The following is a 26507-nucleotide window of genomic DNA, read 5'->3' on the forward strand; positions in this document are numbered from 1 at the left end:
GTTCGCTGACGTCCGTACTCACCTAAGGAAAGTTTTTTAAGAAGACTTTGTCTTCAATCTGAACAATTCCTAAAACAGGGATTGTTTTTGTTTGTCTGAGTTTATTTACGATACAAACGATCGTACTGGTAGACAGGGTCCATGGTGACGTTGATACCGAGCTTGCGAAGGACATTCTTGTCTTCGTCTGTCAGCATTACGGTTGAGTGGGCTTCACTGCCTTTCAACTTGCCTAATTCTTGCATAGCAAGCTTAGCGTCTTCATTGGTCATAGCTGTAATGGCTAGGGCAATGAGGATCTCGTTTGAGTGAAGACGAGGGTTACGGCTACCCAAATGATTGATCTTCAAGCCTTGGATAGGTTGGACGTATTCTGGCTCGATTAATTTGGTTTCTTTATCAATATGTGCCAATTTCTTGATCGCATTGATCAAGAGGGCTGCGGTTGGGCCAAAGAGATCAGAGGTTTTTCCGGTTACCATCTCGCCGTTTGGTAATTCAAGGGCCAAGGCTGGCTCACCTGTTTCTTCTTCTTTTTGGCGGGCAAGCACGGTCACTTTCCGATCATTTGGAGTAATCCCCAAATCATTCATCAAGAGCTCGATCTTCTTGACAGCTCCTTCACCGACACGCTCTGCTTTAACATCCAAAATGGTTTGGTAATAGCGACGGATGATTTCTTGTTGGGAAGCTTCAATCGCAGCGTCATTGTCCACAATGGCAAAGCCAACCATGTTGACGCCCATGTCTGTTGGAGAAGCGTAAGGAGAGGTTCCTAAGATGCGTTCCAACATGCGCTTCAAGACAGGGAAGATTTCGATATCGCGGTTGTAGTTGACCGTTGTTTCCCCGTAGGTTTGGAGGTGGAAAGGATCGATCATATTGACATCGTCTAGATCTGCAGTCGCTGCTTCATAAGCCAAGTTAACTGGGTGGTGCAAAGGAAGATTCCATACTGGGAAGGTTTCAAACTTAGCATAACCGGATTTGATCCCATTTAATTGGTCATGGTACATATTGGACATACACGTTGCCAGCTTACCAGAACCAGGTCCAGGAGCTGTCACAACGACCAAATTGCGACTAGTTTTGATGTAGTCATTTTTCCCCATTCCTTCAGGAGAGATGATGTGGTCCATATCAGTCGGATAGCCCTTGATCGGATAGTGGAGATAAGAGGCGATCCCGCTCTTGTCCAGTTGTTTGCGAAAGGCATCTGCTGCAGCTTGTCCAGCATATTGGGTGATGACGACAGAGCCTACAAAAATCCCCAATTCATTGAATTTGTCGATCAAGCGCAGTACTTCTTGGTCATAAGAAATTCCTAGATCTCCACGGGCTTTTGAGTGCTCAATGTTGTTGGCGTTGATGGCAATGACAATTTCCACCTGGTCGCGCAATTCTTGGAGCAACTTGATCTTATTGTCTGGTTCGTATCCAGGGAGGACACGAGCAGCGTGGAAGTCTTCTAACATCTTACCACCAAATTCAAGGTAGAGCTTGCCATCGAATTGGTTGATCCTCTCAATAATGTGGTCACGTTGCAAGTTCAAATACTTTTCAGAACTAAAAGCTTGTTTTTCCATGTAAAACTCCTGTATATAAGGGAAGGGTCTGCCACACAAATCCAAGGATGAGTGTTCCGTTCCTTACCATTTCATTCTTTCATATTATATCAGAAAACAGATGGAAGATAAAATATTCTAAGATACTTTCCTAAGATGAGGTTAGACATCATAGAATTTGATTGTTCAGGCATATTTTTTACATAAAATGACCTAAGTGATGCTAAACAAATAAAATGAGGTAGTCTATTAAGGTCATTGCAGGGTGCACTTAAACTTTCCGCTGTGAGAAAAGTGCCTGAAACGACTCAGTTTCAGGCACTCGGAATTATTGAGACCTTAGGCTCAATAATTAGTCTTGGAACTTCGGAGAAGTTCGCAGACGTCCGTACTCACCTAAGGAAAGTTTTTAAGAGGATTTTATCCTCTATCTGAAAGTCCCTTACGGGGACTCGTGATAGATGTTACTTAATAGTGTTTGATCAAATCAACTGTAGAGCGATCCAATTTCTTAACCAACGCTTGTAAGAAGGCTTGCGCTTGCAAGAAATCATCCATGGCATAGAGGGTTTGGTGAGAGTGGATGTAACGTGCACAGACACCAATGGTTGTTGATGGGACTCCACCATTCTTCAAGTGTGCTGCACCTGCATCGGTACCACCTTTGGCACAATAGTATTGGAATTTGATGCCCGCTTCTTCAGCAGTAGTGAGCAAGAAATCCTTCATATTTGGTAGCATGATGTGACCTGGATCGTAGAAGCGAAGCAGTGTTCCTTCCCCAATCGCACCTTGGTCTCCAAAGACATCAGCTGCTGGCGAACAGTCTACAGCAAGGAAGATTTCAGGATCAAATTTAGTGGTTGAAGTGTGAGCTCCACGAAGTCCCACTTCTTCTTGAACGTTGGCCCCTACATAGAGTTCGTTGTTTAAGGCTTGTCCAGAAAGGCTCTTGGCCAATTCGCTGACCATCAAGACGCCGTAGCGGTTATCCCATGCTTTTGAGATGACGTTTTTACCATTAGCAGTGAGAATCGCAGAGCTATCTGGGACCAAAGTATCTCCAGGACGGACCCCATAGCTTTCAGCTTCGGCTTTAGAGCTAAAGCCTGCATCAAAGACGATGTCGCTAATGGCAGGTACGGTTGGTCCACCTGTTCCACGTGTCAAATGAGGAGGAACAGATCCTGAAATAGCAGGGTATTCACGTCCGTCACGTGTAAAGAGTTTGAAGCGTTGGCTGCTGACGACCATCGGATTCCAACCTCCGATTGGGACAACACGGAAAGTTCCGTCAGCTTTGATTTCGCTGATCATAAAACCAACTTCGTCCATGTGGGCAGCTACTAAGATACGAGGAGCGTCGGCAGCTGTTGAGTGTTTGACTCCAAAGATCCCACCGAGACCATCTGTCACGATTTCGTCCACATGAGGGGTCAATTGTTGGCGCAAATAATCCCGTACAGGAGCTTCGTGACCTGAGATGGCAGGGATTTCAGTTACTTCTTTGATTTTAGAAAATAAATCAGTCATAGGTTACCTTCTTTCTGATGCTATTTTATCACTTTTTCTACAAGGATGGTAGCGTTATTATGGAAATCAGTCCCAAAAAGCGGAGGGAGAGATCTAGCCTAGACCGTTGTCCCTCTGCTTATTTTGTGTTACAATAGGCACTATGAAAGCTAAAAAAATTATTTTGTCTAGTCTGGCTGTAGCAAGTGCAGGAGCCCTTGCGGCCGGTGTTTATAAAATTGCAAAAGATCAAAAGCGTCTTCGTACCCAAGAAGAATTGGTAGCAGAAGTACGGGAGCAAATGGAAGCCATGGGGACGATTGCGACTCTGTATGTGGAACTCTACGAGTCTAGTGAAGAGCGCTTAGTAGGAGGCGTCATTTTTGAAGATGAGCGCCATTACCGCTTTGTCTATGAGGACGGTCTCTTGCATTACGAAGAGGAAAAATTATGATTACACCAAATTCTCTAGAAGAAATTGCTTCATACGTAGAGCAAGATGGCAAGAAAGTCTTTGTCTTTTCAGCCGACTGGTGTGGGGATTGTCGTTACCTCAAGCCTTTTTTGCCGGAGATTGAAGCTGAAAATCCCGAATTTACCTTTATCTTGATTGACAGAGATGCCTATATGGATCTGGCGAAAGTCTGGGATGTTTATGGGATCCCAAGTTTGGTGGTTCTGGAAAAGGATAAGGAAATCGGTCGGTTTGTCAATCGGGATCGGAAAACCAAAGCGCAGATTACAGCATTCTTAGCAGGATTAAAATAGGAGAAAAACATGATTGTAACATACAACAAAGAACAAGTCGGCGATGTATTGATGCTGACCTTGAAAAATAGTGGGGAAGCAAAGCTCGCGGTGGAGAGAAAAGGGAAAGTGGCTCGCGTTTACCGTGAGGACAACCAAGAAACCGTTGCCTGGAATATCTTTGATGCCTCATCTTTCTTCGCCATCGAAGGCAAGGGCCAAGTCTTTTTGACAGATGAGCAAGTAGCTCGTTTGAACCAAGAATTGGAAAGAGAAGGCTTCGCAGAACGTTTGGTCAACGATCGGGAACCAAAATTTGTGGTGGGAGAAATCCTTGAAATGGTGGCCCATCCAGATAGTGACCACTTGAATATCTGCCAGGTAGCAGTTGGACCAGATAAGACGGTTCAGATCGTAGCTGGAGCTCCAAATGCGCGGGTGGGTCTAAAGACCATTGTCGCTCTTCCAGGTGCCATGATGCCGGATGGTAGCTTGATTTTCCCAGGTGCCCTTCGTGGAGAAAAAAGCTATGGCATGATGTGCAGTCCGCGTGAATTGCACTTGCCAAATGCTCCTCAAAAACGAGGCATTATTGAATTAGATGACGCAGAAGTAGCAGGGACACCTTTTGATCCTGCTCGTCACTGGCACGAATAAAGAGAAGAATCTAGGATGTTTTGGATCCTAGATTTTTTTGATTTTGGTTTGTCACCTCCATTTTTTAAAATTTTTTCGAATAAATAGATAGGAGGTAAATGATGTATAATAAAGTTATTTTAATCGGTCGCCTAGTAGCGGCTCCAGAATTGCATAAAACCAGCACAGACAAATCCGTTGCCCGAGTGACCGTTGCGGTCAATCGTCGCTACAAGGACCAAAACGGGGAGCGAGAGACTGACTTTGTCAATGTGGTTGTCTGGGGGAAATTAGCTGAAACCATGGCTAGTTATGCCAGTAAAGGGAGCTTGATCTCTTTGGATGGAGAGATTCGGACGCGCCGCTACGAGAAAAATGGCGTCATGCAGTATGTGACAGAGGTCCTCTGCCAAAGTTTTCAGTTGCTAGAGAGCCGCGCTCAGCGAGCGATGCGTGAAAATGGTGGAACGGGAGATTTAGCCGATATCATCTTAGAAGAGGAAGATCTTCCCTTTTAGGATCAAAAAAGAAAGCTGGTTCGTTTATAGACCAGCTTTTTTGATATTTGGTAGGGATTTCATTCGGGAACGACTCATTTAAAAATAAATCAAAAATATGCATCTGTACAATAAAAGCCAGCACTTTTCTTGAAAAAGTAGTAAAATAAAGTAATATATATTCAAAATTTTCAGAAAAGGAACGGAGTTTGAAGGGGAAAGAAGAAAGAAAAGAACGGTTGAAATGGCTGATAAAACGGGTTTTACTGGTGATTCCAGTGGCCTGCATCCTCTTGTGGATCTATGCCGTTTGTCAAACCAGTAGCATCAAGGATCAGACCAAGATCGGTGTCACCTATATGACCATGAACAATGAGTTCTATAAAAGTATTCATTCGGAAATTAGTCGGATTGCCGATGAGAAAGGGGCTCTTGTATCTGTCCGAGATCCAGAATTGGACGAAAAAAGGCAGAGCCAGCAGATCGATGATTTTTGCGCTCAAAAGGTAAATGTGATTGTGATTAATCCGGTCAAAGGGGATAGTCAGCCCATTTTAAGAGCTCTTAAAAAAGCTAGAAAACAAGGAATTAAGATTATTGCAGTTGATACCCAGCTCAAGCATTTTAAGCCGGATGCCAGCATTGTCTCTGATAACTACCAAGCAGGAGTCTTGATTGCGAAAGAGTTGATGAAACGCTCTTCAAATGCTCGTATTTTGCTCTTGGAGCATAAGGGGACTGTTTCGGCAGATACGCGGATACAGGGATTTAAGGATACCATCAAAGGACATGGCTCTTATCAGATCATCTCGGAACTAGAAACCAAGGGGCAGACGGAGATCGCCATGCCTGCTGTCCGTAAGTTCTTGCAGTCAGGGGGAAATATCGATACACTAGTCGCCCTGAATGACCGCTCAGCTATAGGAGCTTTAGCGGCCATCAAGGAGCAAGGAATCACCCACCCCATTGCGATCTATGGGATTGATGGCTCACCAGATATGAAAGCCTTGCTGCACTCGACAGATGATGTCGTGGGAACCGTTGCCCAGTCTCCGTTGAAGATGGGAGACCGCGTGATGGAGGTCATCCAAGATATGGCTGATGGGAAGAGCTACCAAAAAGAAATAACCATTCCGGTTCAAATGATGACAAAGGAAAACATCGATCAATTTGATGTGAATGGGTGGCAGTAATGAGAAAATTTAGAGGTGTGAGATACAGTTTGGCCATTCTGATGGTCGTGAATTTTATCGCTGTGATGCTCAACAGTATCATCTATCTTCAAGCAACCAACTATATCATTGCCCAACGGCAAGCTTCTCTATTAGTAGAACGTTTAGAGCGTATTCCTTTTGCGCCTTCGACAACTTTTTGGTTGTCTGCGCTCTTATTTGCTGGAATTGCCTTGATCTCCATGAGTCGTTACCGGTCTCAAACGAGTCGATGGTCCATTTTTGATAAGTGGAACATTTTGGAGATCCTCCTGATGTTGCTCTTGATGTGGGTCCAAAATGTAGCTTATAACGGGCTGATTCTCTTGGTTTTTGCGGATATCTTCTATGGTTCCAAAGAGTTGAATACCAAGCGAGACCGCAAGTATTGGTTTGCGTTTATCCTAGTGAGTTTCTTGATTCTACTTGTGACCAATTCAGACGTCTTTTCGCTTTTCTTTCCGATACCTTCTCTGGATGTCTATATTCATTTTTACCCTGCCTCCATCCGGATTCTGGCCTTTTTCTTAAAGAATTCCCTCTATGCCTTGAATATGGTTCTCTTCATTATTTCGCTTTTGTTCTATATTATGAATGTTCTTGCGGAAAACCACGAAGTAGAAGAAGAGTTGGCCATGGTTTCGAAGGTCAATACGGAGTTGAACAACTATATGGCCTTGTCTGAGAAGATTGCAGAGGATCGAGAGCGCAAGCGGATTGCTCGGGAGATTCACGATACCTTGGGACACGCGCTAACAGGGATATCGGCAGGCTTAGATGCTGTCGGAGTCTTGATTGATATCGATCCCAATCGGGCAAAAGAGCAGGTAAAAAGCGTATCAGAAGTTGTCCGTGAAGGAATCCAGGATGTGAGGGGCTCTCTTAACCGCCTCCGTCCAGGTGCCCTTGAGGGACGAACCCTCAAAGATGCTTTAGAAAAGATGATCCGCGAGTACCAGACGCTTTCCAACTTGCAGGTTGATTTACACTATGAATGGGTCGATGTCGATATGGACGTCATGATTGAAGATACGATCTTTCGTGTGATCCAAGAGTCTATGACCAATGCGGTTCGCCACGGTCATGCCAGTCAGATGAGCCTTCATTTTTTTGAGGATGAAGAAGATTACCTGATCGAGTTGCAGGACAATGGGGTTGGGTTTGAAACCTTGACTTATGGCTATGGACTCAAGCAGATGATGGAGCGTATTTCCATCCTAGGAGGACAGCTTCAATTTGAAAGTCGCGATGGATTTTTCACGCGCGTTAGTTTACCGAAATATAAAGAAGGGAGATAGAAATGGTGATAAAAGTAATGGTGGCAGATGACCAGGCCTTGATTCGAGAATCTCTAAAAATTATTTTGTCGGCCCACCCTGATATCGAAGTGGTGGCCACAGTGGAAGATGGGAATCACGTCTTGTCTAGCATTCCACAGACACATCCTGACCTGATCTTGATGGATATTCGGATGCCAGGCATGGATGGGGTTTTGGCGACAAAAGAAGTAAAAGAACACTATCCGGATATCAAAATTATTATTTTAACGACCTTTGACGATGATGAATTTATCTATAGTGCACTCAAGTATGGTGCTTCAGGTTATCTTTTAAAAGGAGCCTCGACAGAGGAGCTCTATGAAGCGATTAAGGTGGTATACCAGGGAGGAGCCATGATCAACCCGAATATCGCTAGCAAGGTCTTTCAAATTTTCTCTCAAATGGCCAAATCCAACTTCTCTATTGCTGTGGATGAAGACAATGTCAAGGATTTGAGCACGACGGAATGGCGCATTATCCAAGAGGTCGGCTATGGGGAGTCCAATAAAGAAATTGCGGCCAAACTTTTCTTATCAGAAGGAACCGTGCGCAATTACTTATCAACGATTTTGGCGAAATTAAACCTAAGAGATCGAACGCAATTAGCGATCTGGTCTGTCCAAACAGGAGTGACCAGACGTGATTTTTCTAAAGGAAATACAGAATGAAATTGAAGCGAAAGCATCTTTGTTGGGGGCTTGGTCTCCTTTTAGCGCTCTGTGCGAGCGCTGGTTTTTATTGGTGGAAACAGCAACCGACCGTGCTTCATATTGGCGTGTATGCAGGTTCTAGTTGGGACGTGCCGACCAGTCAACGTTCCCATGCCTTGGATCGTGCGATTGAAAAATTTGAAAAATCCCACCCCCATGTCCGTGTAGAGTATGAAAACGGGATTCCGCAGTCAGATTATTCAGACTGGCTCTCTGAAAAGATTGTCTCAGGAAAAACGCCAGATGTGTTTATGGTCTCTGAGCAAGATCTTTCCTTATTAGCGGCGCGGGGGGTACTAGAAAAGTTAAACGGCTATATGGATCGAAAAGACCAAGCTGCCTTTTATCCCGTTGCCTTTGAATCGGGTGTCTATCAGGGCCAAACCTATGCCTTGCCTTATGAAAGCAATCCTATTTTGATGTGTGTCAATAAAGATCTCTTGGATAAAGAAGGCATCGCGGTTCCCAAAGAAGGTTGGACCCTTGAAGAGTTCTATACGATTTGCAAGAAACTAACCAAAGATACCAATGGAGATGGCCAATTGGACCAATTTGGAAGTACAGAATACACCTGGAAAGAAGCCTTAGCAGCAAATGGTGGTCAACTCTTTCAAGGAGGGATGCTTAAGCTGACAGCTCCAGAAGTCAAAGAGTCCTTGACTTTCCTACAAAAATTGGAAGATTTAAATAAAAATTACAAGGTGAGTTCCAAAGATTTTGACCAGGGGAAAGTCGCCTTCTATCCCATGACTTTGGCCCAATATCGGACCTATAAACCTTATCCCTACCACGTTTCTAAATATTCAAACTTTACCTGGACCTGTATCCCGATGCCGGCTAAGTCAAAAACGACCAAGGCGACCTTAGTCACAACGACTTCTTTTGCTATGTCCGCTCGGACTTCTCATTCTAAGTTGGCTTGGGAGTTGATGCAGGTTTTGACAGAGGATCCAGACATTCAACAAACCCTTTTTGCCCAATCTCAAGGGATCTCTGTCATGCCACAGGTCGTCAAGAGTCGCTCCAGTAAAGACCTTCTGCAGGTGGATGATTTTGGGACGGACTCCTTGACCAATCAGACCTTGAACCGCATCATGGAACAAGCTGTTGAAAGCAGCCCTAAAAATGTCTCAAAAGAGGTGCTAGAAAAGCTAGACTATTTGATCGGCAATGCCTTGCGCGATCAGGATGTCGAGAACCGCTTGCCTCAAATTCAGAGGGAGATGGAAAGCAGTCTACAGGTAGGAGCTTAGAGTGAAATAAGATGGCATTTTGTCAAGTGACAGATGTCATTTTTTTATTGCTAAATGTCATATTTGAAATGTGACATTTGACAATGTAAAAGCGCTTTCAAATGATCTACAATAGAGACAAATAAAGGAGGCGCAAAAAAATGAAATACCTCGTTTTGGTCAGTCATGGTGGGCTGGCAGAAGGTCTAAAAACATCACTGGCCATGTTTGCTGGTGACAAGATGGATCAGGTCATCGCAGTTGGACTCAAAGAAGGAAAATCGGTTGATGACTTCGCAGTTGATTTTAGAGAGAGCATTTCAGGATTGACAGCTGATGATTCTGTTTTGGTCTTGGCAGATATTGTAGGGGGGAGTCCATTAACCACTGCAGCCACTGTTCTAGAAGAAGCTGGAAAGCTCGATGGAGCCTTGATCCTTGGGGGAATGAACCTCACAATGGCTTTGACGGCGGTTGTGATGAAGGATGTGTTGGAGGGAGACGATTTGTCAGCCACCATCTTATCAGAAGCACGATCTGCGCTACAGCCTTTTGAAGTTTCAGCCACTAGTGCTGAAGAAGATGATGACGATATTTAATAGGGAGGTACCTTATGGTAGTAACATTTGTACGGATTGATGACCGCATGATTCACGGTCAAACAGTCACACGCTGGGCAAAAGAAAAACCATGTGATGGTTTGATTGCCGTAAATGATGCTGCAGCATCAAACAAGGTTTTGATTCAAGCTTACAAAGGCGCATCAGACAAGAAAACTTTTGTATGGACAAAGGAAGCCTTTAAGGAAAAATCAGCAAAAGTAACGGAATCAGATAGTCGTTACTTCTTGATCACCAAGAATCCAATCGATATGAAGGAAATTTTGGTTGACCAAGGGTTTGTCCCAGGTGATGTCAAAGAAATCATTGTTGGCCCTGCAAATGATCGTCCTGGAGCTGTGAAATTGGGAAATAACCAATCCATCACTCAGGAAGAAGCAGAAGCCTTCCAAGCCATTCAAGCAGCAGGCTACAAGGTGAAATTCCAGTTGTTGCCAGATGTTTCCATCGGTTATTGGGATGATTTCAAATCAAAATTTGGTTTTTAAAACTAACAGTCTTATCTGTTAGGTAAGTAAATTTACAAACAAAAGGAGCGTTTGTTATGACAATTTCATGGATTCAAGCAATCTTGCTTGGTATTTTCGCCAGCTTGTCTTCAATGCCTGGTATGGGAGGTACCAGTATCGGGAACTATACACTCGGTCGTCCCTTGATCGGTGGGTTGATTTCAGGTTTAATTCTTGGAGATGTGACAACTGGTATTATGGTCGGGGTTGCCCTTCAAGTCGTTTATATCGCCTTGGTAACACCTGGTGGTACCGTATCTGCCGATGTGCGGGCTATCTCTTATATCGGAATTCCTCTTGCTATCTTGTTTGTGCATGCCAATCACATCACAGATGAAGCTGGAATCGCTGCAGCTGCAGCTCCAATCGGTGCAGCCGTTGGGACAATCGGTACAGTTCTTTTCTACGGTACCGCTACTATGAACTTGGTATGGCAACATATTGGTTGGAAAGCCGTTGCAGAAGGAAACTTCAAAAAACTCTACGCAGTAGACTGGGTTTACCCTTGGATCTCTCACTTCCTCTTCTCTTTCCTTCCAACAATGATTATCACCAAATATGGTGAAAACATGGTTGATTTGATGAAACAATACCTTCCTATGGATGGTTACTGGATGAAAGCCCTCTTTACAGTTGGTGCTCTCCTCCCATGTGTCGGTATTGCCATCTTGTTGAAACAAATTGTTACAGAAGCAACTGACTTCATTCCATTCTTTGTTGGATTTACCTTGGCGAAATCTCTCGGTTTGAACTTGGTAGCTAGTGCCGTTGTTTCATTAATCTTTGCAGTAATCTACTATGAACTTGAAGTGATCAAATCGATGAAAGCTGCTCCAGCCGGAGTGGTGGACCTAGACGATGATGAGGAGGATATTTAAAATGGCTGATAGAAAGAAAATTTCAAAGAAAACATTAGCAAAAGCATTCCATCATTGGTATTATGGTCATTTGACTTGTTTCTCTCAAGAACATATGCAAACCTTCGGTTACTTGACTTCTATGCTTCCAATCGTAGAAGAAATGTATGACACAAAAGAAGAACAAAAAGATGCGATGCAAACCTATACGGCCTTCTTCAACACTGAACCACAACTTGGATCTCTTGTTGTAGGGATAACAGCTGGTTTGGAAGAAGCGCGTGCAAACGGAGATGCAGTGGATGGCGAAACCATCAACGGTATGCGTGCCGGTTTGATGGGACCAATCGCTGGTATTGGTGACTCATTGGTCGTTGGTACCTTGATTCCCGTTCTTTTAGGGATTGCCCTTGGCCTTTCTAAGGGTGGGAACATCGCTGGTGCTCTCTTCTACATCGTCGTATGGAATCTCTTGGTTTACTTTGGTATGCGCTTTGCCTTCTTCAAAGGTTACCAATTAGGGGATAAAGCCGTTGAATTCCTTGTAGGACCAAAAGGACAAGCTCTTCGTAAAGCGATCAGCGTTGTCGGTGGTATGGTTATAGGTGCCGTAGCAGCTACTTGGGTATCTGTTACAACAGCCCTTCAATTCAAGAATTCTGAAGGAAAAGTCTTCTTGAACATCCAAGAAAAGATCGATGGTGTTTATCCAGGTCTCTTGACAGCAGCCGTCATCACTCTTTGCTGGTGGTTGATGTCTAAGAAAAAAATTTCACCAAACAAAGTTATGTTACTTCTCGTTGTAGTGGCTTTGATCGGTGTTGCCCTTGGTATCTTTGACCCACATCTTAAATACTAAGGTAAAAAAAGAATTTGCTAGTAGGAGTTTTTGAGAATGAAGTGAATGGACCTCCTTTACTTGCACTTCATTCTCAATTTTTATCAGGAGGAATCCCATGGTTACAAAACAAGAACTTGTCAATGGATATGAAACAGAAATCAAGTACCAACGTCACATGCTTGAAAACCTTGGTCGTTGGTTTAGCTTACTCTTTATCATTGCCAGTATTGGTGTGGTATTGATCTATCTCTTTCACAAAAGTTTCCTCCCACTCTTGATCCTCGGGATTTTACTAGCCTTGGTTGGAATTTTAGGCATGATTGTTTTTGGATATGGCATCTACCGCGGGCGGATCAATCTTCAAAAAGTGATCGATGATTTCAATCAAAAATTGACAATTTTAAATTGATATTTTAGAAACATCTCATTTATTTTTGAGGTGTTTTTTTCTTGACTATTTCTGACCAAGTGATACAATAGAAACATAAGTTAGCACTTACGTATAGAGAGTGCTAAAAACACGTATGGAGGAATGAAGATGTTAAAACCATTAGGAGACCGTGTGGTCTTAAAAATAGAAGAAAAAGAACAGACTGTTGGAGGTTTTGTCCTCGCAGGTGCGAGCAAGGCTGATACAAAAACAGCTGAAGTAGTGGCCGTTGGTGAAGGTGTGCGTACCCTAAGTGGTGAACTCATCGCTCCAGCTGTAAAAGCAGGAGACCACGTTTTGGTTGAAAGCCATGCAGGAATTGAAGTTAAAGATGGGGAAGAAACCTACACCATCGTTGGAACAGCAAACATTCTTGCAATTGTAGAGTAAGAGAAGAAAGAGGTAAGAGAAATGGCAAAAGATATTAAATTTTCATCTGATGCACGTTCTGCAATGGTCCGTGGTGTCGATGTCTTAGCAGATACAGTGAAAGTTACGTTGGGCCCTAAAGGACGCAATGTGGTTCTTGAAAAATCATTTGGTTCACCCTTGATCACAAATGATGGGGTGACCATCGCCAAAGAAATCGAATTGGAAGACCATTTTGAAAATATGGGTGCTAAATTGGTGTCAGAAGTGGCTTCTAAGACCAATGATATCGCAGGTGACGGTACAACAACTGCAACGGTTTTGACTCAAGCCATCGTCCGTGAAGGAATCAAAAACGTCACTGCAGGTGCTAATCCAATTGGCATCCGTCGTGGGATTGAGACTGCTGTTGCAACAGCAGTAGAAGCTTTGAAAAACAATGCGATCCCAGTATCGAGCAAGGAAGCGATTGCTCAAGTAGCTGCTGTGTCTTCTCGTTCTGAAAAAGTCGGTGAGTACATCTCTGAGGCCATGGAAAAAGTTGGCAAAGATGGAGTTATCACGATTGAAGAGTCTCGTGGAATGGAGACAGAACTGGAAGTCGTTGAAGGAATGCAGTTTGACCGTGGTTACCTTTCACAATACATGGTCACTGATAATGAAAAAATGGTAGCAGACCTTGAAAATCCATACATTTTGATCACTGACAAGAAGATTTCAAATATCCAAGAAATCTTGCCATTGTTGGAAAGCATTCTTCAAAGCAACCGTCCACTCTTGATCATCGCTGATGATGTCGATGGCGAAGCTCTTCCAACACTTGTCTTGAACAAGATCCGCGGTACCTTTAATGTCGTAGCTGTCAAGGCACCAGGATTTGGAGATCGCCGCAAAGCCATGCTAGAAGACATTGCCATCTTGACAGGTGGTACAGTCATTACAGACGATCTTGGTTTGGAATTGAAAGATGCAACCATTGAAGCGCTTGGTCAAGCAGCTAAAGTGTCAGTCGATAAAGACAGTACCGTCATTGTCGAAGGTTCTGGTAACCCAGAAGCGATCGCTAACCGTGTTGCAGTCATCAAGTCACAAATCGAAACTACAACCTCTGAATTTGACCGTGAAAAATTACAAGAACGTTTGGCCAAATTGTCTGGTGGTGTTGCCGTGATCAAGGTCGGTGCTGCAACAGAAACAGAATTGAAAGAAATGAAACTCCGTATCGAAGATGCCCTTAATGCGACTCGCGCAGCCGTTGAAGAAGGGATCGTTGCCGGAGGTGGTACAGCTCTTGTCAATGTCATCTCTGCAGTCGCAGCCCTTGAGTTGGAGGGAGATGAAGCAACCGGACGCAATATCGTTCTTCGTGCTTTGGAAGAGCCCGTGCGCCAAATTGCCCACAATGCCGGTTACGAAGGATCTATTGTGATTGATCGCTTGAAAAATGCCGAAGTCGGAACAGGTTTCAATGCCGCAACAGGTGAATGGGTGAATATGATTGATGCAGGAATCATCGACCCAGTTAAAGTGAGCCGTTCAGCCCTTCAAAACGCCGCTTCCGTAGCGAGTCTGATCTTGACAACCGAAGCAGTCGTAGCCAACAAACCAGAACCAGCAGCCCCAGCAGGACCAGGAATGGATCCAAGCATGATGGGTGGGATGATGTAACACACTTAGCCTAATGGGTGCTAAAGCACCTCATTAGGCTACGGCAAGCACCATGGTGCCTTGCCGAAGTGTCTTACTAAGAAAATAAAGAAGGCGTTATAGGCCTTCTTTATTTTCTGTCGTAACTGTTACACGATTGAGGCTATACCTCTCATCGTTGGATAGTAGCCACTATGTTGCGGCCTGGCTAATCGTCTTACTAGCTCAAAGGGAGGAAAGTATCGTTCCTCCCTTTTCACGTCGTAACTGTTACACGATTGAGGTTTTGCCTTTAATCATTTGACGCCAGTCGCTATTGTGCGGTCTGGCTAATCGTCTCACTAGCTCAAAGAGAGTGGGACAGAAATCGGTAATTCGTTAGAATTCGATTTCGTCGTCCCACCTCCGCACAGTTGAGTAGGGCTGTAAAAACTGATAAAATCAGCGTAGTAGAGCCCACTCAACCACTGTGTCTTGCTCGACAATCCAAAAATAATTGAGGGGCTAGGACTTTTGTCCCAGCCTCTTTTTATCGTGCTTTGGGATTTTCATTTGTTATGGAATAATATTTTTATTTTAAATTTTGTAACAGAAATGATAAATACTAGTTAAAGAGGACTTGCGTAGATGCTTGGGAATCAAGCGTTTGTTGTGTTTTCAGGCGGAGGAATATTTGCCAACAAATTGCAATACAAATTAACTGATTTTGTAATAATTCTAGTGTATACTATTAAGAGTAGATCACAGGTCTACATTGTTGCAAGGGGAGAACTTCCCACATACATGTCTATTGACAATAAAACTTGATCGTAATATCGCTGTTAGTAAAATGAGAGTTTGAACATAGTGTAGATTTTATCGACCTTTTTCATATTAAAAAATATTTTTCAAATTCCCCTTGCGCAAGCTCTTCCGGATTCCTCCGGGAGAGTTTTTTCTTGTTAAGGAGAAAAAGATAGAATGCCTTTTGAGTCTACTTTGAAAGAGTGGCTCAGTAGGCATCATTTATGGTAAAATAGAACATATTCGTAGAGGGGAAGGGGTGAGGACTTTGTTGAAGATTTTTGTGTTAGAAGATGAATGGATCCAACAATCGCGTATCGAATCGGTCTTGCAGGATCTCATCCGTCAAAAATCCTTGCAATGCAAAGCGCCAGAAGTGTTTGGGAAGTCAAGCCAGTTGCTGGATGCTATCACAGAGAGAGGCGCCCATCACCTATTCTTTTTAGATATCGAGATTAAAGGTGAGGAGAAAAAGGGTCTAGAGATCGCAAAAGAGATTCGTAAGAAAGACCCCCATGCGACCATTGTCTTTGTCACCACTCACTCTGAATTCATGCCCATTACCTTTCAGTACAAAGTGGCTGCCTTGGATTTTATTGATAAAACGCTGGGTGAGGAAGAGTTCAAAGAGAGAATCAGCTCAGCCATCGACTATACCTTGGAGCAAGCTGGGACCACGATTGCGCAAGATGCCTTTACATTTGAGAGTGCGATGGCGCGTGTACAAGTTCCTTTTAATAAGATTTTGTATGTTGAAACGTCTCCAACCATTCACAAGGTCATTTTACACACCCAGGAAGAGCGCTTGGAATTTTACGCTAGTATTGCCGATATCGAAAAAGCAGATCCCCGCTTGTATCGGTGCCACCGCTCCTTTGTGGTGAATCCGCAAAATATTACGAAGATTGATAAAGAAGCCAAGAAAGCTTTTTTTGAAAATGGAGACAATTGCTTGATCTCACGGACCAAGTATAGAGGCTTACTGGAAGCTTTGAAAAAATAGAGGGAGAAAGAATTGCTGTTAGATATTCTAATGTCTTACCTAAAGTTCTTCGTCAGCATGCTGATCTATCGTCATATCAGTAGACAAGAGTTCGCTTGGCGCTGGCTCTTTTTGTGCCCTTTCTTCTTTGCAGTCGTCTTTACCCTTGTGCCACCGGTAGGCTTTTTTGGCTATTTCTTAGTATTTATTGCCTATAGTTTCTATCGAAATCGTAACATACGACACCTCTTGAACATTTTTTATGGGCTCTACCCGGTTGTCGTGGAGAGTCTCATTGGGCGTCTCTTAGCCTTTTATGTCTTTCCGATGCTAGGGATTGTACTTGTTCGTGAGGCATCTGTCAGCTGGTATGATGCTCTACTTGAATTGCTGGTCTTTCCTGTTTATATAGGAATCACTAAATTGTTAAAACTAGATTTTACAGATCTAAAAGTAGGCTTTCAACGGCAGTATTTTAATCGTTTCTTACTCCCAATGGATCTTTCTATGTTTGTGTATTTAGTCAGTGTTGTAGGTCTGGTGGTTTTTGAGGATGCTATTCCGCATGCAGATGCTTTACGGGAACAGTTAAATAGTATTTATTTGATCTTATTTTTTATGATGCTCTTGTATTTCAATGCAGTGTCCAAAGAACGATTGAAACAAGAGATTCTAGAGCAAAAAGATAGGCAACTGCAGGAGTTAGCCACCTATAGTCAACACGTCGAAATGCTCTATGGGGAGATTCGTGCCTTTCGTCATGATTACCTGAATATTTTAACCAGTCTCAAGTTAAGTATTGAGCATGAAGATCTCAATGCGATCAGGGAAGTTTATGAGAATGTTCTTCGAGAGAGTGGCCAACAATTTTACGATAGCAAGTTTGATATTGCCAAACTCGGTCACATCGAAAATCCAGCTGTAAAAAGTGTTCTGTCCGCAAAATTGTTGGAAGCTCAAAATAAAGGGATTGGGATCTCTGTCGAGATCGATGAACCTGTTCGTGATTTATTCATCGAGGTTTTAGATTTCATCACCTTCTTATCCATCCTTTGTGACAATGCTATTGAAGCGAGTCTTGAATCAGATGACCCACAGCTGACTCTTGCCATGCTCCAGGAGGAAAACTCCCTCATCTTAATAGTTGAAAATAGTACAAAAGCTGAAAAAATAGATCTGGCGAGAATTTTTGAAAAGGACTACTCAAGTAAAGGAGATGGCCGTGGTCTTGGCTTGTACAAGATCCAACAATTACTGGAAAAATATCCCAAAACGACAGTGTCTACCAAGAGTTCAAACTACCGATTTACTCAGAGCTTGACCTTTTGGAAGGAATAATGGAAGAGAGAGTGGGACAGAAATCGGTCATTCGTTAGAATTCGATTTCGTCGTCCCACCTCCGCACAGTTGAGTAGGGCTATAAAAGCTGATGAAATCAGCGTAGTAGAGCCCACTCAACCACTGCGTCTTGCTCGACAATCCAAAAATAATTGAGAGGCTAGGACTTTTGTCCCAGCCTCTTTTTTGACCATTCACGACGATTTTTTGACCGATTCTGACAGAGAGCCTCCAAGGCTTTCTCTTTGACGTATAATGGACACAAGATCAATAAGAAAAGAGGGATCGTATGTTTCAGGTAGCATCTATTACAAAATCATTTAAGGAGAAATCTGTATTAAAGGGGGTGTCTTTTTCGATAGAAGAAGGAGACAAAATTGCCTTGCTGGGAAATAATGGAGCAGGAAAAAGTACCCTGTTCAACATTATCGCTGGGCAGCTCCAGGCCGATTTGGGAACGATAAAAACTTCGCTTGATTTTCAAAGGGAAATTGGGATGATGCCCCAGGGGGATCTGCTCATCGATGATTTAACCCTTGCTGAATTCGTCGAATTAAAAAGCCGGATGAATCAGCAGAAGCAGGCTGATATCAATGGACTCTTAGAAATGGTCGAATTGAGAGAATCAAGAGAGCAGATGGTGGGAAGTCTTTCTGGTGGTCAAAAGAGGCGCTTGTCCTTATTGTTAACCATTTTGAATCATCCAAAATTGATTTTTTTAGATGAGCCGACGACTGGCATGGACTTGGAAGCAGTGGATAATTTTTGGAAATTGCTGGAGCAGCAAGAGTTTACATCTGTTGTGGTGACCCATGATTTTAACCAAATTGATGCCTTTTTTACAAAAGTCCTGATTTTAAAAGAGGGTCGAATTGCTGCAACAAAGGCTGTTGAGGACATTCACCAGGCTGGTCAAACCATTGAGCAGTATTTCCGAGAAGAGATGAATAAAGGAAGGGAACAAGCATGAGAAAGATTCAATTAAAACAAGTTTTACGAAATAAGCGCTTCGTATTATTCACCATTATTTTACCCATAGGCTGGTATATCTTCTTTTATCAGCTTCAAAAGGGAGTTTCACCAAGTATTTTGTTAGGCATTGCTGTATTTATCGGGGTCATTGGCAATAGCCTTGCAACTTTTAGTAAGCGTATCGCCTCAGATATCGGCTTTTATTCTTTTGAATCCCACTTTACAAGCTATAGTGTCAAGCACTATTTATGGGATCAATCGATTGTACAACTGATTCTGAACAGCTTGATCTTTTTAGCGGTGCTAGTTGTTGCTGTCCTAGGTTTTCACTTTCCAGTGACGACTAGCCTGTTGGTGCAATTTTTCCTCTTATCCTTGATGGGGATCTACTTTAGTGTGATTGGCTTTGTACTTGGGGTAAGGGTAGATGCCAAGACGATTGATACCATTGGCTTTCCTGTTATTATTTTAGCCGCCATGACCATTATTCCCTTTGATACGCTTGGCGCAAGTGGAGGATTTATGGACTTGGTTGGCAAGCTACAACGGGCTTTCCCAGGCTATTATTATACAAAGCTGATCCAAGATTTGACCGAGAAACAAACGATCGATGCCACCCAATTAGGACTCTTTGTTGCTGTATTTGGATTGAATTTGCTATTTTTCTATCTGCTCGTACCCAAAGGGAAAATGAGGAACTAAGAGCAGTTAAAAAAGCCTTGAATTTTCAAGGCTTTTTCTTTGCTATAAAACGGTTATTCGGTATTCGTTCGTCAAATACTTGGAAAGATCTTGCTATTCTAAAATTCTAATGGAGGGCTTTTTTATTACATGCTAATAGAAAAAATCAATGCCGTAGTTTTCTTTTAGATAGGTCGCTAACTCGGCTTTTTCTTCCTCTCTAAATCGACAGAGGCTAAGGGCGAGACGCAATTTCAAGGTGCTTGTATTGATGATGATGTTTGATTTAGAAATATTTTCTAACTGGGTGACTTCTCTGAGGTTAAAATCTAAATAGCAAGCCTTGCTGTTGACATGATCAGGGTCGCTGACGTCCACTTCAACATACGATGCTCGCAACAATTCTTCTTTGGGAATGAAGATTTCTTTTGAGAAGAAGAGTCCGGGATAGACCTCAATACCTTCAAAGGTGAATTCAAAGGAGACTCTGCGGCTAGTCAGTCTTTTGATGCCTGCAATAGTTGCATAGATAGCAGCGAAAAAGAGAATGGTTGTAATCACAGTGAGAAGATTTAGTCGAGAAAAGTCGATCAATCCATGAGCGGGAGAAAAGAAAAATTGAAAGGATACACCCGCCGCAAAGATTAGATAACCGACACCAACAAATTTTGAATAATAGATTTTCATTTTGGACTCCTTACATTTTAAATGCTATGAAAACTCGGAATTTCAAGTACCCTTATCATAGCGGATTCGGTGAAGAGCTGTCAAATGTTTGGTAGGGTTCTTGTGATTAGATCATTTCAGGTTATGGTATACTAGATGGAAAGTGTGGCTAGGAGTGAAATGAAAAGCTGCTGTAGAAATCATAACCGGGTCAATGCTGGTAAGAAAGGAAGACAAATGGTAACACCCCTGATATTTATTATTTCTCTCGTCTTGCTTTTGCGTCGTTTTACAAGCAAACGTTCACGAAAGATCATTGGATTTTTATATGCTTCATTTGCAGTCTGGTTTGTTTATTCGATCCTTACTTATGGAAGCTACACCCTCCAGCCTGGTCAAAGTGTTCAATTGAGAGTTTATCCCAATACGGACCAGCTAGAATATAGGTCGGAACTCCAGTTTAAAAAATTTGATGATGCTAAGTTAAAATTGTCCGGTCGAAAAGGTTGGGGGATGAAAGATAGTCACATAGTCTATAATGTTGAAAAGCAAACAATAACGGAGCTCATTTTTTTAAAAGACAAAACAGAGCGTAAAGACTTACCAAATGATAAAAGTAAGAGTTTCTATTTAGAAAACGATGGAATAGTGATTCAAGGGGAAGTAGAGGAAGTATTTGGGGTGACGGAACGAAAGCTACAACATCACCATCACAAATGTAGACGATAAGCCAGCCCGCTTTGAAGCGCGAGTGGTGGATCGGTGAACTGTGAACTGGACCTCCATCTACTCCAGCCGCTTCAGTCCAAAGAATTGGGACGATGTGACCGTCAAGGATATTTGGAGAGAGGATTTTGGAAAGTGATGTCGGAGCTATTTGTCCGGCATCTTTTTATGAATAATCGTTATTGTTACTTTTGTGCGTGTGATATGATATAATAAAAGCACAGAAGTAACAACAATAGGAATGCTGAAATGATTCAAAAACAAATACAGGAAATGCTAGATCATCAGTCTATTATTAGAACATCTGATGTAGTTAAAAAAGGGATCCCAAAGCCTTACCTAAATCGAATGGTGGAAAATGGTCAACTCATAAAGGTTGCCAGAGGGATTTATATCACCGATTGGTCTCAGTATGATGAGTATGCCATTTTCCAACTCCAACATCAAAAAGTGATTTATTCTTATCTATCAGCATTGTATCTCCATGGGCTGATAGATGTTATCCCTAAATACAAAGAAGTGACGGTCTATACAGGTTATAATCCTCATCGATTTCCTAAGGAGGTAAAAAGGCATTTCATCCAGAAAGAATTGTATGAAGTCGGTGTGACAAAGCTACAAACGTCCTTCGGAAATGAAGTAAGGGTATATGATTTGGAGAGATCGATATGCGATCTCATTCGCGAGCGACAAAAGATAGATGTGGAAATATTTTCGACTTCTTTAAAGAGATATATTCAATCTTCAAAAAAAGATCTACGAAAACTCTACAAATATGCGCGAGAGTTTCATGTGCTCGAAAACGTCCAATCATTGATGGAGGTCTTATATGAATAAAGATAGATTGATTGCTCTGTGCCATAAAATTTCAAACGAAAAACAGGTAGATTTCAATGTTGTGCTAACTTATTATTTTCTAGAAACGATACTTGCAAAGATAGCATCTAGTCCGTATAGTCATAACTTTGTATTCAAGGGAGGATTTCTTTTATCCAATATTATTGGTGTTGAAAGTCGAACAACTTCTGATATGGATTTTATTTTAGAACAATTTAAGATGGACAAATCTCTACTAGAAAGTACTTTAAAGGAAATCCTAACTGATGATTTGGTTCATTATGAAATTACTAAGATAAGTGAAATTAAAGATGAAGATCCTTATGGTGGTTATCGAATCCATATTTTATGTCGGCTTGATAATATACGTCAGACAATTCCTTTAGATATTGCGACTGGTGATCCTATTACTCCCAAATCCGTTTCCTATCGTTATCATAGTCTCTTTCAAGAGATTGACTATGAGATCGTGGCCTATAATTTGGAGACAATATTGGCTGAAAAATTGGAAACGATTTATCGAAGATCTTTCTTTAATACTCGAAGCAAGGATTTTTATGATGTGTATGTAATTTATAGTATGGAAAAAAGCCGATTGGATAGTAAAAAGCTTCGATCAGCTTGCGAGGCAACATTCTCCTATCGTCAGACAACGTTAGATGTAGTAGATTTTCAAAATATGATTGATGAGATGAAGGATGATATAACATTGGCGCGTCATTGGGAAAATTATCAGTCTCATTACCCTTATGCAACTTCTATTTCTTTCAGGGATGTTTTGGAAGTTGTTCAGCAGCTATTGTTAGAATTATGATACCTAATATAGACTTTCATTAACAAACTACCTCCGAGGTGGTTTTGAGATTATAACGATGTGTTAGATAAAAGCGAGCCTTGCTATGAAGCTCACTTATTTGTATTCATAAAAAAGTGAGCCAAATACTTTTAAGACAAGCAAAAAAGCCTTGGTTTTCAAGGCTTTTTGTGCATAAAAAAATGCCCCCTACATGGATTTGTAAGAACTTTTCATATTGAAAATAAACAAAAATGTTGAAATATAGCTGATTTTAGGGAAATACTTTTAGGTATTTTCAATGTCAGGATTTAAAAATGGGGCAAAAGCGGGGCAAAAACGAATGACTCGTATTTTGTTTGAAAACCTATAATACCTAATGATTATGCTATTCTAGATATATAGTTTTGTTATAAATAAATGTCAGTGCGAGATCAAATTGGAGAATAAAATGGAAAAACAAATTTCTACGTAGAATGGAATGCGAAAAAGTGATAATTAAAGAGACGAAAAAGCTGAGAATATGATTTCCCAGCTTTTTTGAATGCGATAGAAATAGCAACTAGACTATTTACGAAAGGCATCAATAATGTAGGTGAAGCCAGTAACTAAAAATGAAAAGGCAATGACATAAACGACAAAGACACCTGTAGCCACTGGATTGAACAGAATCACTAGACCTAGTAAAAATTCAAGCAAGGCTACCCACGTGATATTGCTACCAATAATAGGGAAAATCAATCTTAGACGATTGCCTTTAAAGAAAGCAATAATGGCTTCTACAATTAACCAAATTCCTACAATGGTCGGAATGACGACCGGCAGGGTCACAAAGCCATAAGCAACGAGGTAAAGAGCTAAGAGAAGACTAACAAATCCTTGGAAAAGATAAACAGGTGAGCGAAGCTCTTTTGGTGCAGAGAAATAGCCTAAAATAGCTGCTATAGAAGAAACCAGTAAACCAAATGAAATCCACCAGCTGTAAGCAACAAGATTAGCTACTGGGTTTGTAAATAGGAAAAGTCCTAAAAGGACAAAAACAACTCCTGCAAGGAATAGCAGTAAACGATTAGAAAATTTCATTTCAATACCCCCTATATAGTATAGTTTTCTAATAAAACTATTGTACTTATTTTTATAGAAAATGTCAATAAAATAAATAAACAATTTGGAAGTTTCAGTCTGACTTACAAAAAGAAAAGGAGTTTTCACTCCTTTTCACAGATTGAAGACAAAGTCCTTATAAAAGTGTCTTCTAAAGATTTTAACTTCAATCTGAAGCGAGGTTATCCTCGCTTTTTCTATTTATCAAACAATTCCTTATTTTCAATTAAGAGTTCTAGTGGAGATTTATCCCTTGCTTCAATAAAACCAGGTTCATATTGGTTATGAAGTGTTCTTTTCTGAGAAGTTGGATCAATATACAACTCATCTCCATCTTCTGTGTATAGTTGGTTGCCTCTTGTTAAGTAAAGTAAATCCTCTAAGTACTGTCCATCAGTTTCTAGAAAATCTTCGATGTATTTGACAGCTTTTAAAATCTCACTTACTTTATCAGAGTATTCATTAGATTCAAGAACACTCTTTTCTAACTCAATCTCTTTACTAGTTCCAAATAGTTGGGTTGGAGTTGCATTAAAATATTCTGCTATCTTATCCAAATTTGCAAAGGTAGGATAGCTTTTTTGTTTTTCGTAATCAGAGATGTCTGGAAAGATTGCTCATAAAAAAATGTGGGGCAAATGATGGGGCAAATCAGTTATAGACAAGCAAAAAAGCCTTATAAATCAAGGTTTTTTCCTGTTGATTTAGATGCCCCCTGCATGGATTTGGAAAGGATTTTCATATTGAGAGTAATTAAAAATATTGAAATATAAGTGATTTTAGGGAAGTACTTTTAGGTATTTCCAATGTCATGATTTAAAAATGGGGCAAAAACGAATGACTCTCATTTGGTTTGAAAACCTATAATATCTAATGATTATGCTATACTAGAAATATAGTGTTGTTATCAATAAATATCAGTGCGAGACTAATCGGAGGATAAAATGGAAAAACAAATTAATGAAAAAATTATCGAAATGGATAGGGAATATCCCTTTTTATTTTGCTTTAAATCAGATTTTTGGATGGAATAGTAGATGATAAGACAAAATATCTTTGAACATACAAAAAGACAAACGCCAAAAATGACGTCTGTCTACGTTCTGAGGTAGCCTTTAGGCTCCCTTTTTTCTTAGAAAATACCGATGAGTAATTGCATGCCAAGACTAGTCAGGATGATAGCAATCCAGCAAAGGGCTCCAAGAAGAATGGATTTTCCACTGGATTTGATCATAGCAACGAGGTTAGTTTTGAGACCAATAGCACTCATAGCCATGATGATGAGGAATTTGGAGAGCTGTTTGAGAGGTGAAAAGAAGCTATTGCTAACACCAAAAGAAGTAAGGACGGTAGTTAGCAGAGAAGCTAGGATGAAGTAGAGAATGAAAACGGGGAAGATTTTTTTAAGCTTTACTCCTTGGTTGTTGTCTTGTTGACGGCTTTGCCAATAGGAGAGGAAGAGAGTAATAGGGATAATAGCTAAGGTACGAGTCAGTTTGACAATGGTTGCAGATTCTAGAGTATTGGTATGATACAGACTATCCCAGGCGCTAGCTGTGGCTGTTACAGAGGAAGTATCGTTGACCGCAGTACCCGCAAAGAGAGCAAAACCTTCGTTGGAGAGATGGAGCCAAGAACCTAGAGTTGGAAAGATAAGAGCTGCCAAGACATTGAAGAAAAAGATAACAGAAATGGCTTGGGCTACTTCTTTTTCCTTGGCGTGAATAACAGGAGCAGTCGCTGCAATGGCAGAACCGCCACAGATAGAAGAGCCTACCCCAATCAAGGTAGCTAGCTTTGTATCCATGTTAAAAAATCGTTGGAAAAAGAAAGCAATAATTAAAGCGATAGAAATAGTCGAAAGGATGACAGGAAGGGAAGATTTTCCAACTGCGAAAACTTGAGAGATATTGAGTCCAAAACCAAGTAAGATAACAGCATACTGAAGCAATTTTTTGGAGCTATAAGTCAAACCAGCATCCAGTTGTTTATAGGGAGTGAGAAAGGGGTAGAGAATCATTCCGATAAAAATGGCGAAAACAGGTGCTCCCACAACAGGCAGAAAGCCTCCTAAAACCCAAGAGATGATAGAAATGATCAGACAGGCTAACAGTCCTGCCCAATTTTTTGATAGAAATGACATAAAAACCTCCGAAAATAAATACTTCTTATTATAATCTTATCTGTCAGAAAAGTAAAATAGAAAGTAGGAATAAGGTTGTAAATTAACGGAATTTTGCGGTCAGAGAGCTTTTGTAGTTTAATAGATATATGTTCTTTGATCAATAAGGATGCAAATGTGGCATATGTTATTGAAAAAAATGAATTTGATGAGCCTGGATATGTGAAGTAATTATGTGAGATAAGAAAATAAATAAGAGAGTTGAAAATGTACTGATCCCAAAAGTTAGATTTTTTTCTGTCTAACTTTTGGGATCAGTACATATCCTCGCTTTTTTAATCTAATAGGTCCTTATTTTCAATTAAGAGTTCTAGTGGGGATTTATCTCTTGCTACAATAAAACCAGGTTCATATTGGTTATGAAATGTTCTTTTCTGAGAAGTTGGATCAATATACAACTCATCTCCATCTTCTGTGTATAGTTGGTTGCCTCTTGTTAGGTAAAGTAAATCCTCTAAGTACTGTCCATCAGTTTCTAGAAAATGTTCGATGTATTTGACAGCCTTTAAGATCTCACTTACTTTATCAGAGTATTCATTCGATTCAAGAACACTCTTTTCTAATTCAATCTCCTTACTTGTTCCAAAAAGTTGAGTTGGAGTTGCATTAAAATATTCTGCTATCTTATCTAAATTTGCAAAGGTAGGATAGCTTTTTTGTTTTTCGTAATCAGAGATGTCTGGAAAGATTGCTCATAAAAAAATGTGGGGCAAATGATGGGGCAAATCAGTTATAGACAAA

General features: G+C 41.2%; 28 protein-coding genes and 1 pseudogene. 22 read left to right on the forward strand and 7 right to left on the reverse strand.

The window, feature by feature from the left end; translation table 11 throughout:
* Positions 1-101: 101 nt before the first annotated feature.
* Positions 102-1586, reverse strand: coding sequence for a DUF1846 domain-containing protein (locus tag I2E70_RS05420; protein ID WP_195423855.1), 1485 nt, complete (start codon positions 1584-1586; stop codon positions 102-104).
* A gap of 447 nt (positions 1587-2033) precedes the next feature.
* Positions 2034-3098: a glutamyl aminopeptidase gene (gene pepA, locus I2E70_RS05425; RefSeq protein WP_014712788.1), complete on the reverse strand. Its 1065-nt coding sequence runs from the start codon at positions 3096-3098 to the stop codon at positions 2034-2036.
* 142 nt (positions 3099-3240) lie between these two features.
* Here pepA and I2E70_RS05430 point away from each other — a divergent pair, with 142 nt between their 5' ends.
* The 19 genes from I2E70_RS05430 (at position 3241) to I2E70_RS05520 (ending at position 19479) form a co-directional block, all read left to right on the forward strand.
* The gene (locus tag I2E70_RS05430; protein ID WP_003004245.1) at positions 3241-3531 is read left to right on the forward strand and encodes a DUF4651 domain-containing protein; all 291 of its coding nucleotides are present in this window, start codon (positions 3241-3243) and stop codon (positions 3529-3531) included.
* Positions 3528-3845: a thioredoxin family protein gene (locus I2E70_RS05435; RefSeq protein ID WP_021154296.1), complete on the forward strand. Its 318-nt coding sequence runs from the start codon at positions 3528-3530 to the stop codon at positions 3843-3845. The genes I2E70_RS05430 and I2E70_RS05435 overlap by 4 nt, the downstream gene beginning before the upstream one ends.
* 9 nt (positions 3846-3854) lie before the next feature.
* Positions 3855-4481 (forward strand): YtpR family tRNA-binding protein, encoded by a 627-nt coding sequence (gene ytpR, locus I2E70_RS05440; RefSeq protein ID WP_023919637.1) that lies wholly within the window; start codon positions 3855-3857, stop codon positions 4479-4481.
* Positions 4482-4582: 101 nt separating this feature from the next.
* Complete coding sequence (locus I2E70_RS05445) at positions 4583-4978, forward strand: single-stranded DNA-binding protein (RefSeq protein ID WP_003004675.1); 396 nt, start codon at positions 4583-4585, stop codon at positions 4976-4978.
* Positions 4979-5166: 188 nt separating this feature from the next.
* The gene (locus tag I2E70_RS05450; protein WP_061455740.1) at positions 5167-6150 is read left to right on the forward strand and encodes a substrate-binding domain-containing protein; all 984 of its coding nucleotides are present in this window, start codon (positions 5167-5169) and stop codon (positions 6148-6150) included.
* Positions 6150-7466 carry a sensor histidine kinase gene (locus I2E70_RS05455; RefSeq protein ID WP_049522525.1) on the forward strand — a complete coding sequence of 439 codons (1317 nt, stop codon included), beginning with the start codon at positions 6150-6152 and terminating at the stop codon, positions 7464-7466. The genes I2E70_RS05450 and I2E70_RS05455 overlap by 1 nt, the downstream gene beginning before the upstream one ends.
* 5 nt (positions 7467-7471) lie before the next feature.
* Positions 7472-8155 carry a response regulator transcription factor gene (locus I2E70_RS05460; RefSeq protein ID WP_037614177.1) on the forward strand — a complete coding sequence of 228 codons (684 nt, stop codon included), beginning with the start codon at positions 7472-7474 and terminating at the stop codon, positions 8153-8155.
* Positions 8152-9450 carry an ABC transporter substrate-binding protein gene (locus tag I2E70_RS05465; RefSeq protein ID WP_009732090.1) on the forward strand — a complete coding sequence of 433 codons (1299 nt, stop codon included), beginning with the start codon at positions 8152-8154 and terminating at the stop codon, positions 9448-9450. Before I2E70_RS05460 ends, I2E70_RS05465 begins: the two co-directional genes overlap by 4 nt.
* 140 nt (positions 9451-9590) lie before the next feature.
* A complete protein-coding gene (locus tag I2E70_RS05470; protein ID WP_195423857.1) occupies positions 9591-10028 on the forward strand; it encodes a PTS sugar transporter subunit IIA in 438 nt (145 codons plus the stop codon).
* Positions 10029-10042: 14 nt separating this feature from the next.
* Entirely contained in the window at positions 10043-10537 is a 495-nt protein-coding gene (locus I2E70_RS05475) for a PTS system mannose/fructose/N-acetylgalactosamine-transporter subunit IIB (RefSeq protein ID WP_000261775.1), read from the forward strand.
* Between the two features lie 56 nt (positions 10538-10593).
* A complete protein-coding gene (locus tag I2E70_RS05480) occupies positions 10594-11436 on the forward strand; it encodes a PTS mannose/fructose/sorbose/N-acetylgalactosamine transporter subunit IIC (RefSeq protein ID WP_009732092.1) in 843 nt (280 codons plus the stop codon).
* On the forward strand, positions 11420-12274 hold the full coding sequence (locus tag I2E70_RS05485) for a PTS system mannose/fructose/sorbose family transporter subunit IID (protein ID WP_195423977.1): 855 nt from the start codon (positions 11420-11422) through the stop codon (positions 12272-12274). Before I2E70_RS05480 ends, I2E70_RS05485 begins: the two co-directional genes overlap by 17 nt.
* 97 nt (positions 12275-12371) lie before the next feature.
* A complete protein-coding gene (locus I2E70_RS05490) occupies positions 12372-12665 on the forward strand; it encodes a hypothetical protein (RefSeq protein WP_003004348.1) in 294 nt (97 codons plus the stop codon).
* Between the two features lie 129 nt (positions 12666-12794).
* Entirely contained in the window at positions 12795-13076 is a 282-nt protein-coding gene (gene groES / locus I2E70_RS05495; protein ID WP_003019091.1) for a co-chaperone GroES, read from the forward strand.
* Positions 13077-13097: 21 nt separating this feature from the next.
* On the forward strand, positions 13098-14723 hold the full coding sequence (gene groL, locus I2E70_RS05500) for a chaperonin GroEL (RefSeq protein ID WP_003004647.1): 1626 nt from the start codon (positions 13098-13100) through the stop codon (positions 14721-14723).
* Positions 14724-15753: 1030 nt separating this feature from the next.
* Positions 15754-16488, forward strand: coding sequence for a response regulator transcription factor (locus tag I2E70_RS05505; protein ID WP_195423859.1), 735 nt, complete (start codon positions 15754-15756; stop codon positions 16486-16488).
* Between the two features lie 30 nt (positions 16489-16518).
* The gene (locus tag I2E70_RS05510) at positions 16519-17805 is read left to right on the forward strand and encodes a sensor histidine kinase (RefSeq protein ID WP_229060272.1); all 1287 of its coding nucleotides are present in this window, start codon (positions 16519-16521) and stop codon (positions 17803-17805) included.
* Positions 17806-18094: 289 nt separating this feature from the next.
* Positions 18095-18775, forward strand: a complete 681-nt coding sequence (locus I2E70_RS05515) for an ABC transporter ATP-binding protein (protein ID WP_195423863.1) — start codon at positions 18095-18097, stop codon at positions 18773-18775.
* Entirely contained in the window at positions 18772-19479 is a 708-nt protein-coding gene (locus tag I2E70_RS05520) for an ABC transporter (protein ID WP_195423866.1), read from the forward strand. The genes I2E70_RS05515 and I2E70_RS05520 overlap by 4 nt, the downstream gene beginning before the upstream one ends.
* Positions 19480-19611: 132 nt before the next feature.
* Here I2E70_RS05520 and I2E70_RS05525 read toward each other — a convergent pair whose 3' ends face one another.
* Entirely contained in the window at positions 19612-20145 is a 534-nt protein-coding gene (locus I2E70_RS05525; protein ID WP_195423868.1) for a hypothetical protein, read from the reverse strand.
* 216 nt (positions 20146-20361) lie between these two features.
* Between I2E70_RS05525 and I2E70_RS05530 the strand changes: the two are divergent.
* From I2E70_RS05530 to I2E70_RS05540, 3 genes and pseudogenes are all read left to right on the forward strand, one after another.
* Positions 20362-20890: pseudogene (locus tag I2E70_RS05530) on the forward strand (hypothetical protein).
* A 209-nt stretch (positions 20891-21099) separates the two neighbouring features.
* Complete coding sequence (locus I2E70_RS05535) at positions 21100-21687, forward strand: type IV toxin-antitoxin system AbiEi family antitoxin domain-containing protein (protein WP_003004721.1); 588 nt, start codon at positions 21100-21102, stop codon at positions 21685-21687.
* Complete coding sequence (locus tag I2E70_RS05540) at positions 21680-22501, forward strand: nucleotidyl transferase AbiEii/AbiGii toxin family protein (RefSeq protein WP_003004480.1); 822 nt, start codon at positions 21680-21682, stop codon at positions 22499-22501. Before I2E70_RS05535 ends, I2E70_RS05540 begins: the two co-directional genes overlap by 8 nt.
* Positions 22502-23047: 546 nt before the next feature.
* Here I2E70_RS05540 and I2E70_RS05545 read toward each other — a convergent pair.
* The 4 genes from I2E70_RS05545 to I2E70_RS05560 all read right to left on the reverse strand — a co-directional run bounded on the left by I2E70_RS05545 (position 23048) and on the right by I2E70_RS05560 (position 26455).
* Positions 23048-23563, reverse strand: coding sequence for an HdeD family acid-resistance protein (locus I2E70_RS05545; protein WP_195423870.1), 516 nt, complete (start codon positions 23561-23563; stop codon positions 23048-23050).
* Between the two features lie 218 nt (positions 23564-23781).
* On the reverse strand, positions 23782-24198 hold the full coding sequence (locus tag I2E70_RS05550) for a helix-turn-helix domain-containing protein (protein WP_225305933.1): 417 nt from the start codon (positions 24196-24198) through the stop codon (positions 23782-23784).
* Positions 24199-24716: 518 nt separating this feature from the next.
* Positions 24717-25727, reverse strand: a complete 1011-nt coding sequence (locus I2E70_RS05555) for a YeiH family protein (protein ID WP_031576934.1) — start codon at positions 25725-25727, stop codon at positions 24717-24719.
* Positions 25728-26041: 314 nt separating this feature from the next.
* Positions 26042-26455, reverse strand: coding sequence for a helix-turn-helix domain-containing protein (locus I2E70_RS05560; RefSeq protein ID WP_081103087.1), 414 nt, complete (start codon positions 26453-26455; stop codon positions 26042-26044).
* Positions 26456-26507 lie beyond the last annotated feature (52 nt).

Source organism: Streptococcus parasanguinis (genome assembly GCF_015556095.1).
GTDB classification, from domain to species: domain Bacteria; phylum Bacillota; class Bacilli; order Lactobacillales; family Streptococcaceae; genus Streptococcus; species Streptococcus parasanguinis_Q.

Excerpts from the sequence above, each read along its gene's own strand:
- I2E70_RS05420 (WP_195423855.1), bottom strand. The coding sequence starts at position 1,586 with ATGGAAAAACAAGCTTTTAGTTCTGAAAAGTATTTGAACTTGCAACGT.
- pepA (WP_014712788.1), bottom strand. The coding sequence starts at position 3,098 with ATGACTGATTTATTTTCTAAAATCAAAGAAGTAACTGAAATCCCTGCC.
- I2E70_RS05430 (WP_003004245.1), top strand. The coding sequence starts at position 3,241 with ATGAAAGCTAAAAAAATTATTTTGTCTAGTCTGGCTGTAGCAAGTGCA.
- I2E70_RS05435 (WP_021154296.1), top strand. The coding sequence starts at position 3,528 with ATGATTACACCAAATTCTCTAGAAGAAATTGCTTCATACGTAGAGCAA.
- ytpR (WP_023919637.1), top strand. The coding sequence starts at position 3,855 with ATGATTGTAACATACAACAAAGAACAAGTCGGCGATGTATTGATGCTG.
- I2E70_RS05445 (WP_003004675.1), top strand. The coding sequence starts at position 4,583 with ATGTATAATAAAGTTATTTTAATCGGTCGCCTAGTAGCGGCTCCAGAA.
- I2E70_RS05455 (WP_049522525.1), top strand. The coding sequence starts at position 6,150 with ATGAGAAAATTTAGAGGTGTGAGATACAGTTTGGCCATTCTGATGGTC.
- I2E70_RS05465 (WP_009732090.1), top strand. The coding sequence starts at position 8,152 with ATGAAATTGAAGCGAAAGCATCTTTGTTGGGGGCTTGGTCTCCTTTTA.
- I2E70_RS05470 (WP_195423857.1), top strand. The coding sequence starts at position 9,591 with ATGAAATACCTCGTTTTGGTCAGTCATGGTGGGCTGGCAGAAGGTCTA.
- I2E70_RS05475 (WP_000261775.1), top strand. The coding sequence starts at position 10,043 with ATGGTAGTAACATTTGTACGGATTGATGACCGCATGATTCACGGTCAA.
- I2E70_RS05480 (WP_009732092.1), top strand. The coding sequence starts at position 10,594 with ATGACAATTTCATGGATTCAAGCAATCTTGCTTGGTATTTTCGCCAGC.
- I2E70_RS05485 (WP_195423977.1), top strand. The coding sequence starts at position 11,420 with ATGAGGAGGATATTTAAAATGGCTGATAGAAAGAAAATTTCAAAGAAA.
- I2E70_RS05490 (WP_003004348.1), top strand. The coding sequence starts at position 12,372 with ATGGTTACAAAACAAGAACTTGTCAATGGATATGAAACAGAAATCAAG.
- groES (WP_003019091.1), top strand. The coding sequence starts at position 12,795 with ATGTTAAAACCATTAGGAGACCGTGTGGTCTTAAAAATAGAAGAAAAA.
- groL (WP_003004647.1), top strand. The coding sequence starts at position 13,098 with ATGGCAAAAGATATTAAATTTTCATCTGATGCACGTTCTGCAATGGTC.
- I2E70_RS05510 (WP_229060272.1), top strand. The coding sequence starts at position 16,519 with ATGTCTTACCTAAAGTTCTTCGTCAGCATGCTGATCTATCGTCATATC.
- I2E70_RS05515 (WP_195423863.1), top strand. The coding sequence starts at position 18,095 with ATGTTTCAGGTAGCATCTATTACAAAATCATTTAAGGAGAAATCTGTA.
- I2E70_RS05520 (WP_195423866.1), top strand. The coding sequence starts at position 18,772 with ATGAGAAAGATTCAATTAAAACAAGTTTTACGAAATAAGCGCTTCGTA.
- I2E70_RS05525 (WP_195423868.1), bottom strand. The coding sequence starts at position 20,145 with ATGAAAATCTATTATTCAAAATTTGTTGGTGTCGGTTATCTAATCTTT.
- I2E70_RS05535 (WP_003004721.1), top strand. The coding sequence starts at position 21,100 with ATGATTCAAAAACAAATACAGGAAATGCTAGATCATCAGTCTATTATT.
- I2E70_RS05540 (WP_003004480.1), top strand. The coding sequence starts at position 21,680 with ATGAATAAAGATAGATTGATTGCTCTGTGCCATAAAATTTCAAACGAA.
- I2E70_RS05545 (WP_195423870.1), bottom strand. The coding sequence starts at position 23,563 with ATGAAATTTTCTAATCGTTTACTGCTATTCCTTGCAGGAGTTGTTTTT.
- I2E70_RS05555 (WP_031576934.1), bottom strand. The coding sequence starts at position 25,727 with ATGTCATTTCTATCAAAAAATTGGGCAGGACTGTTAGCCTGTCTGATC.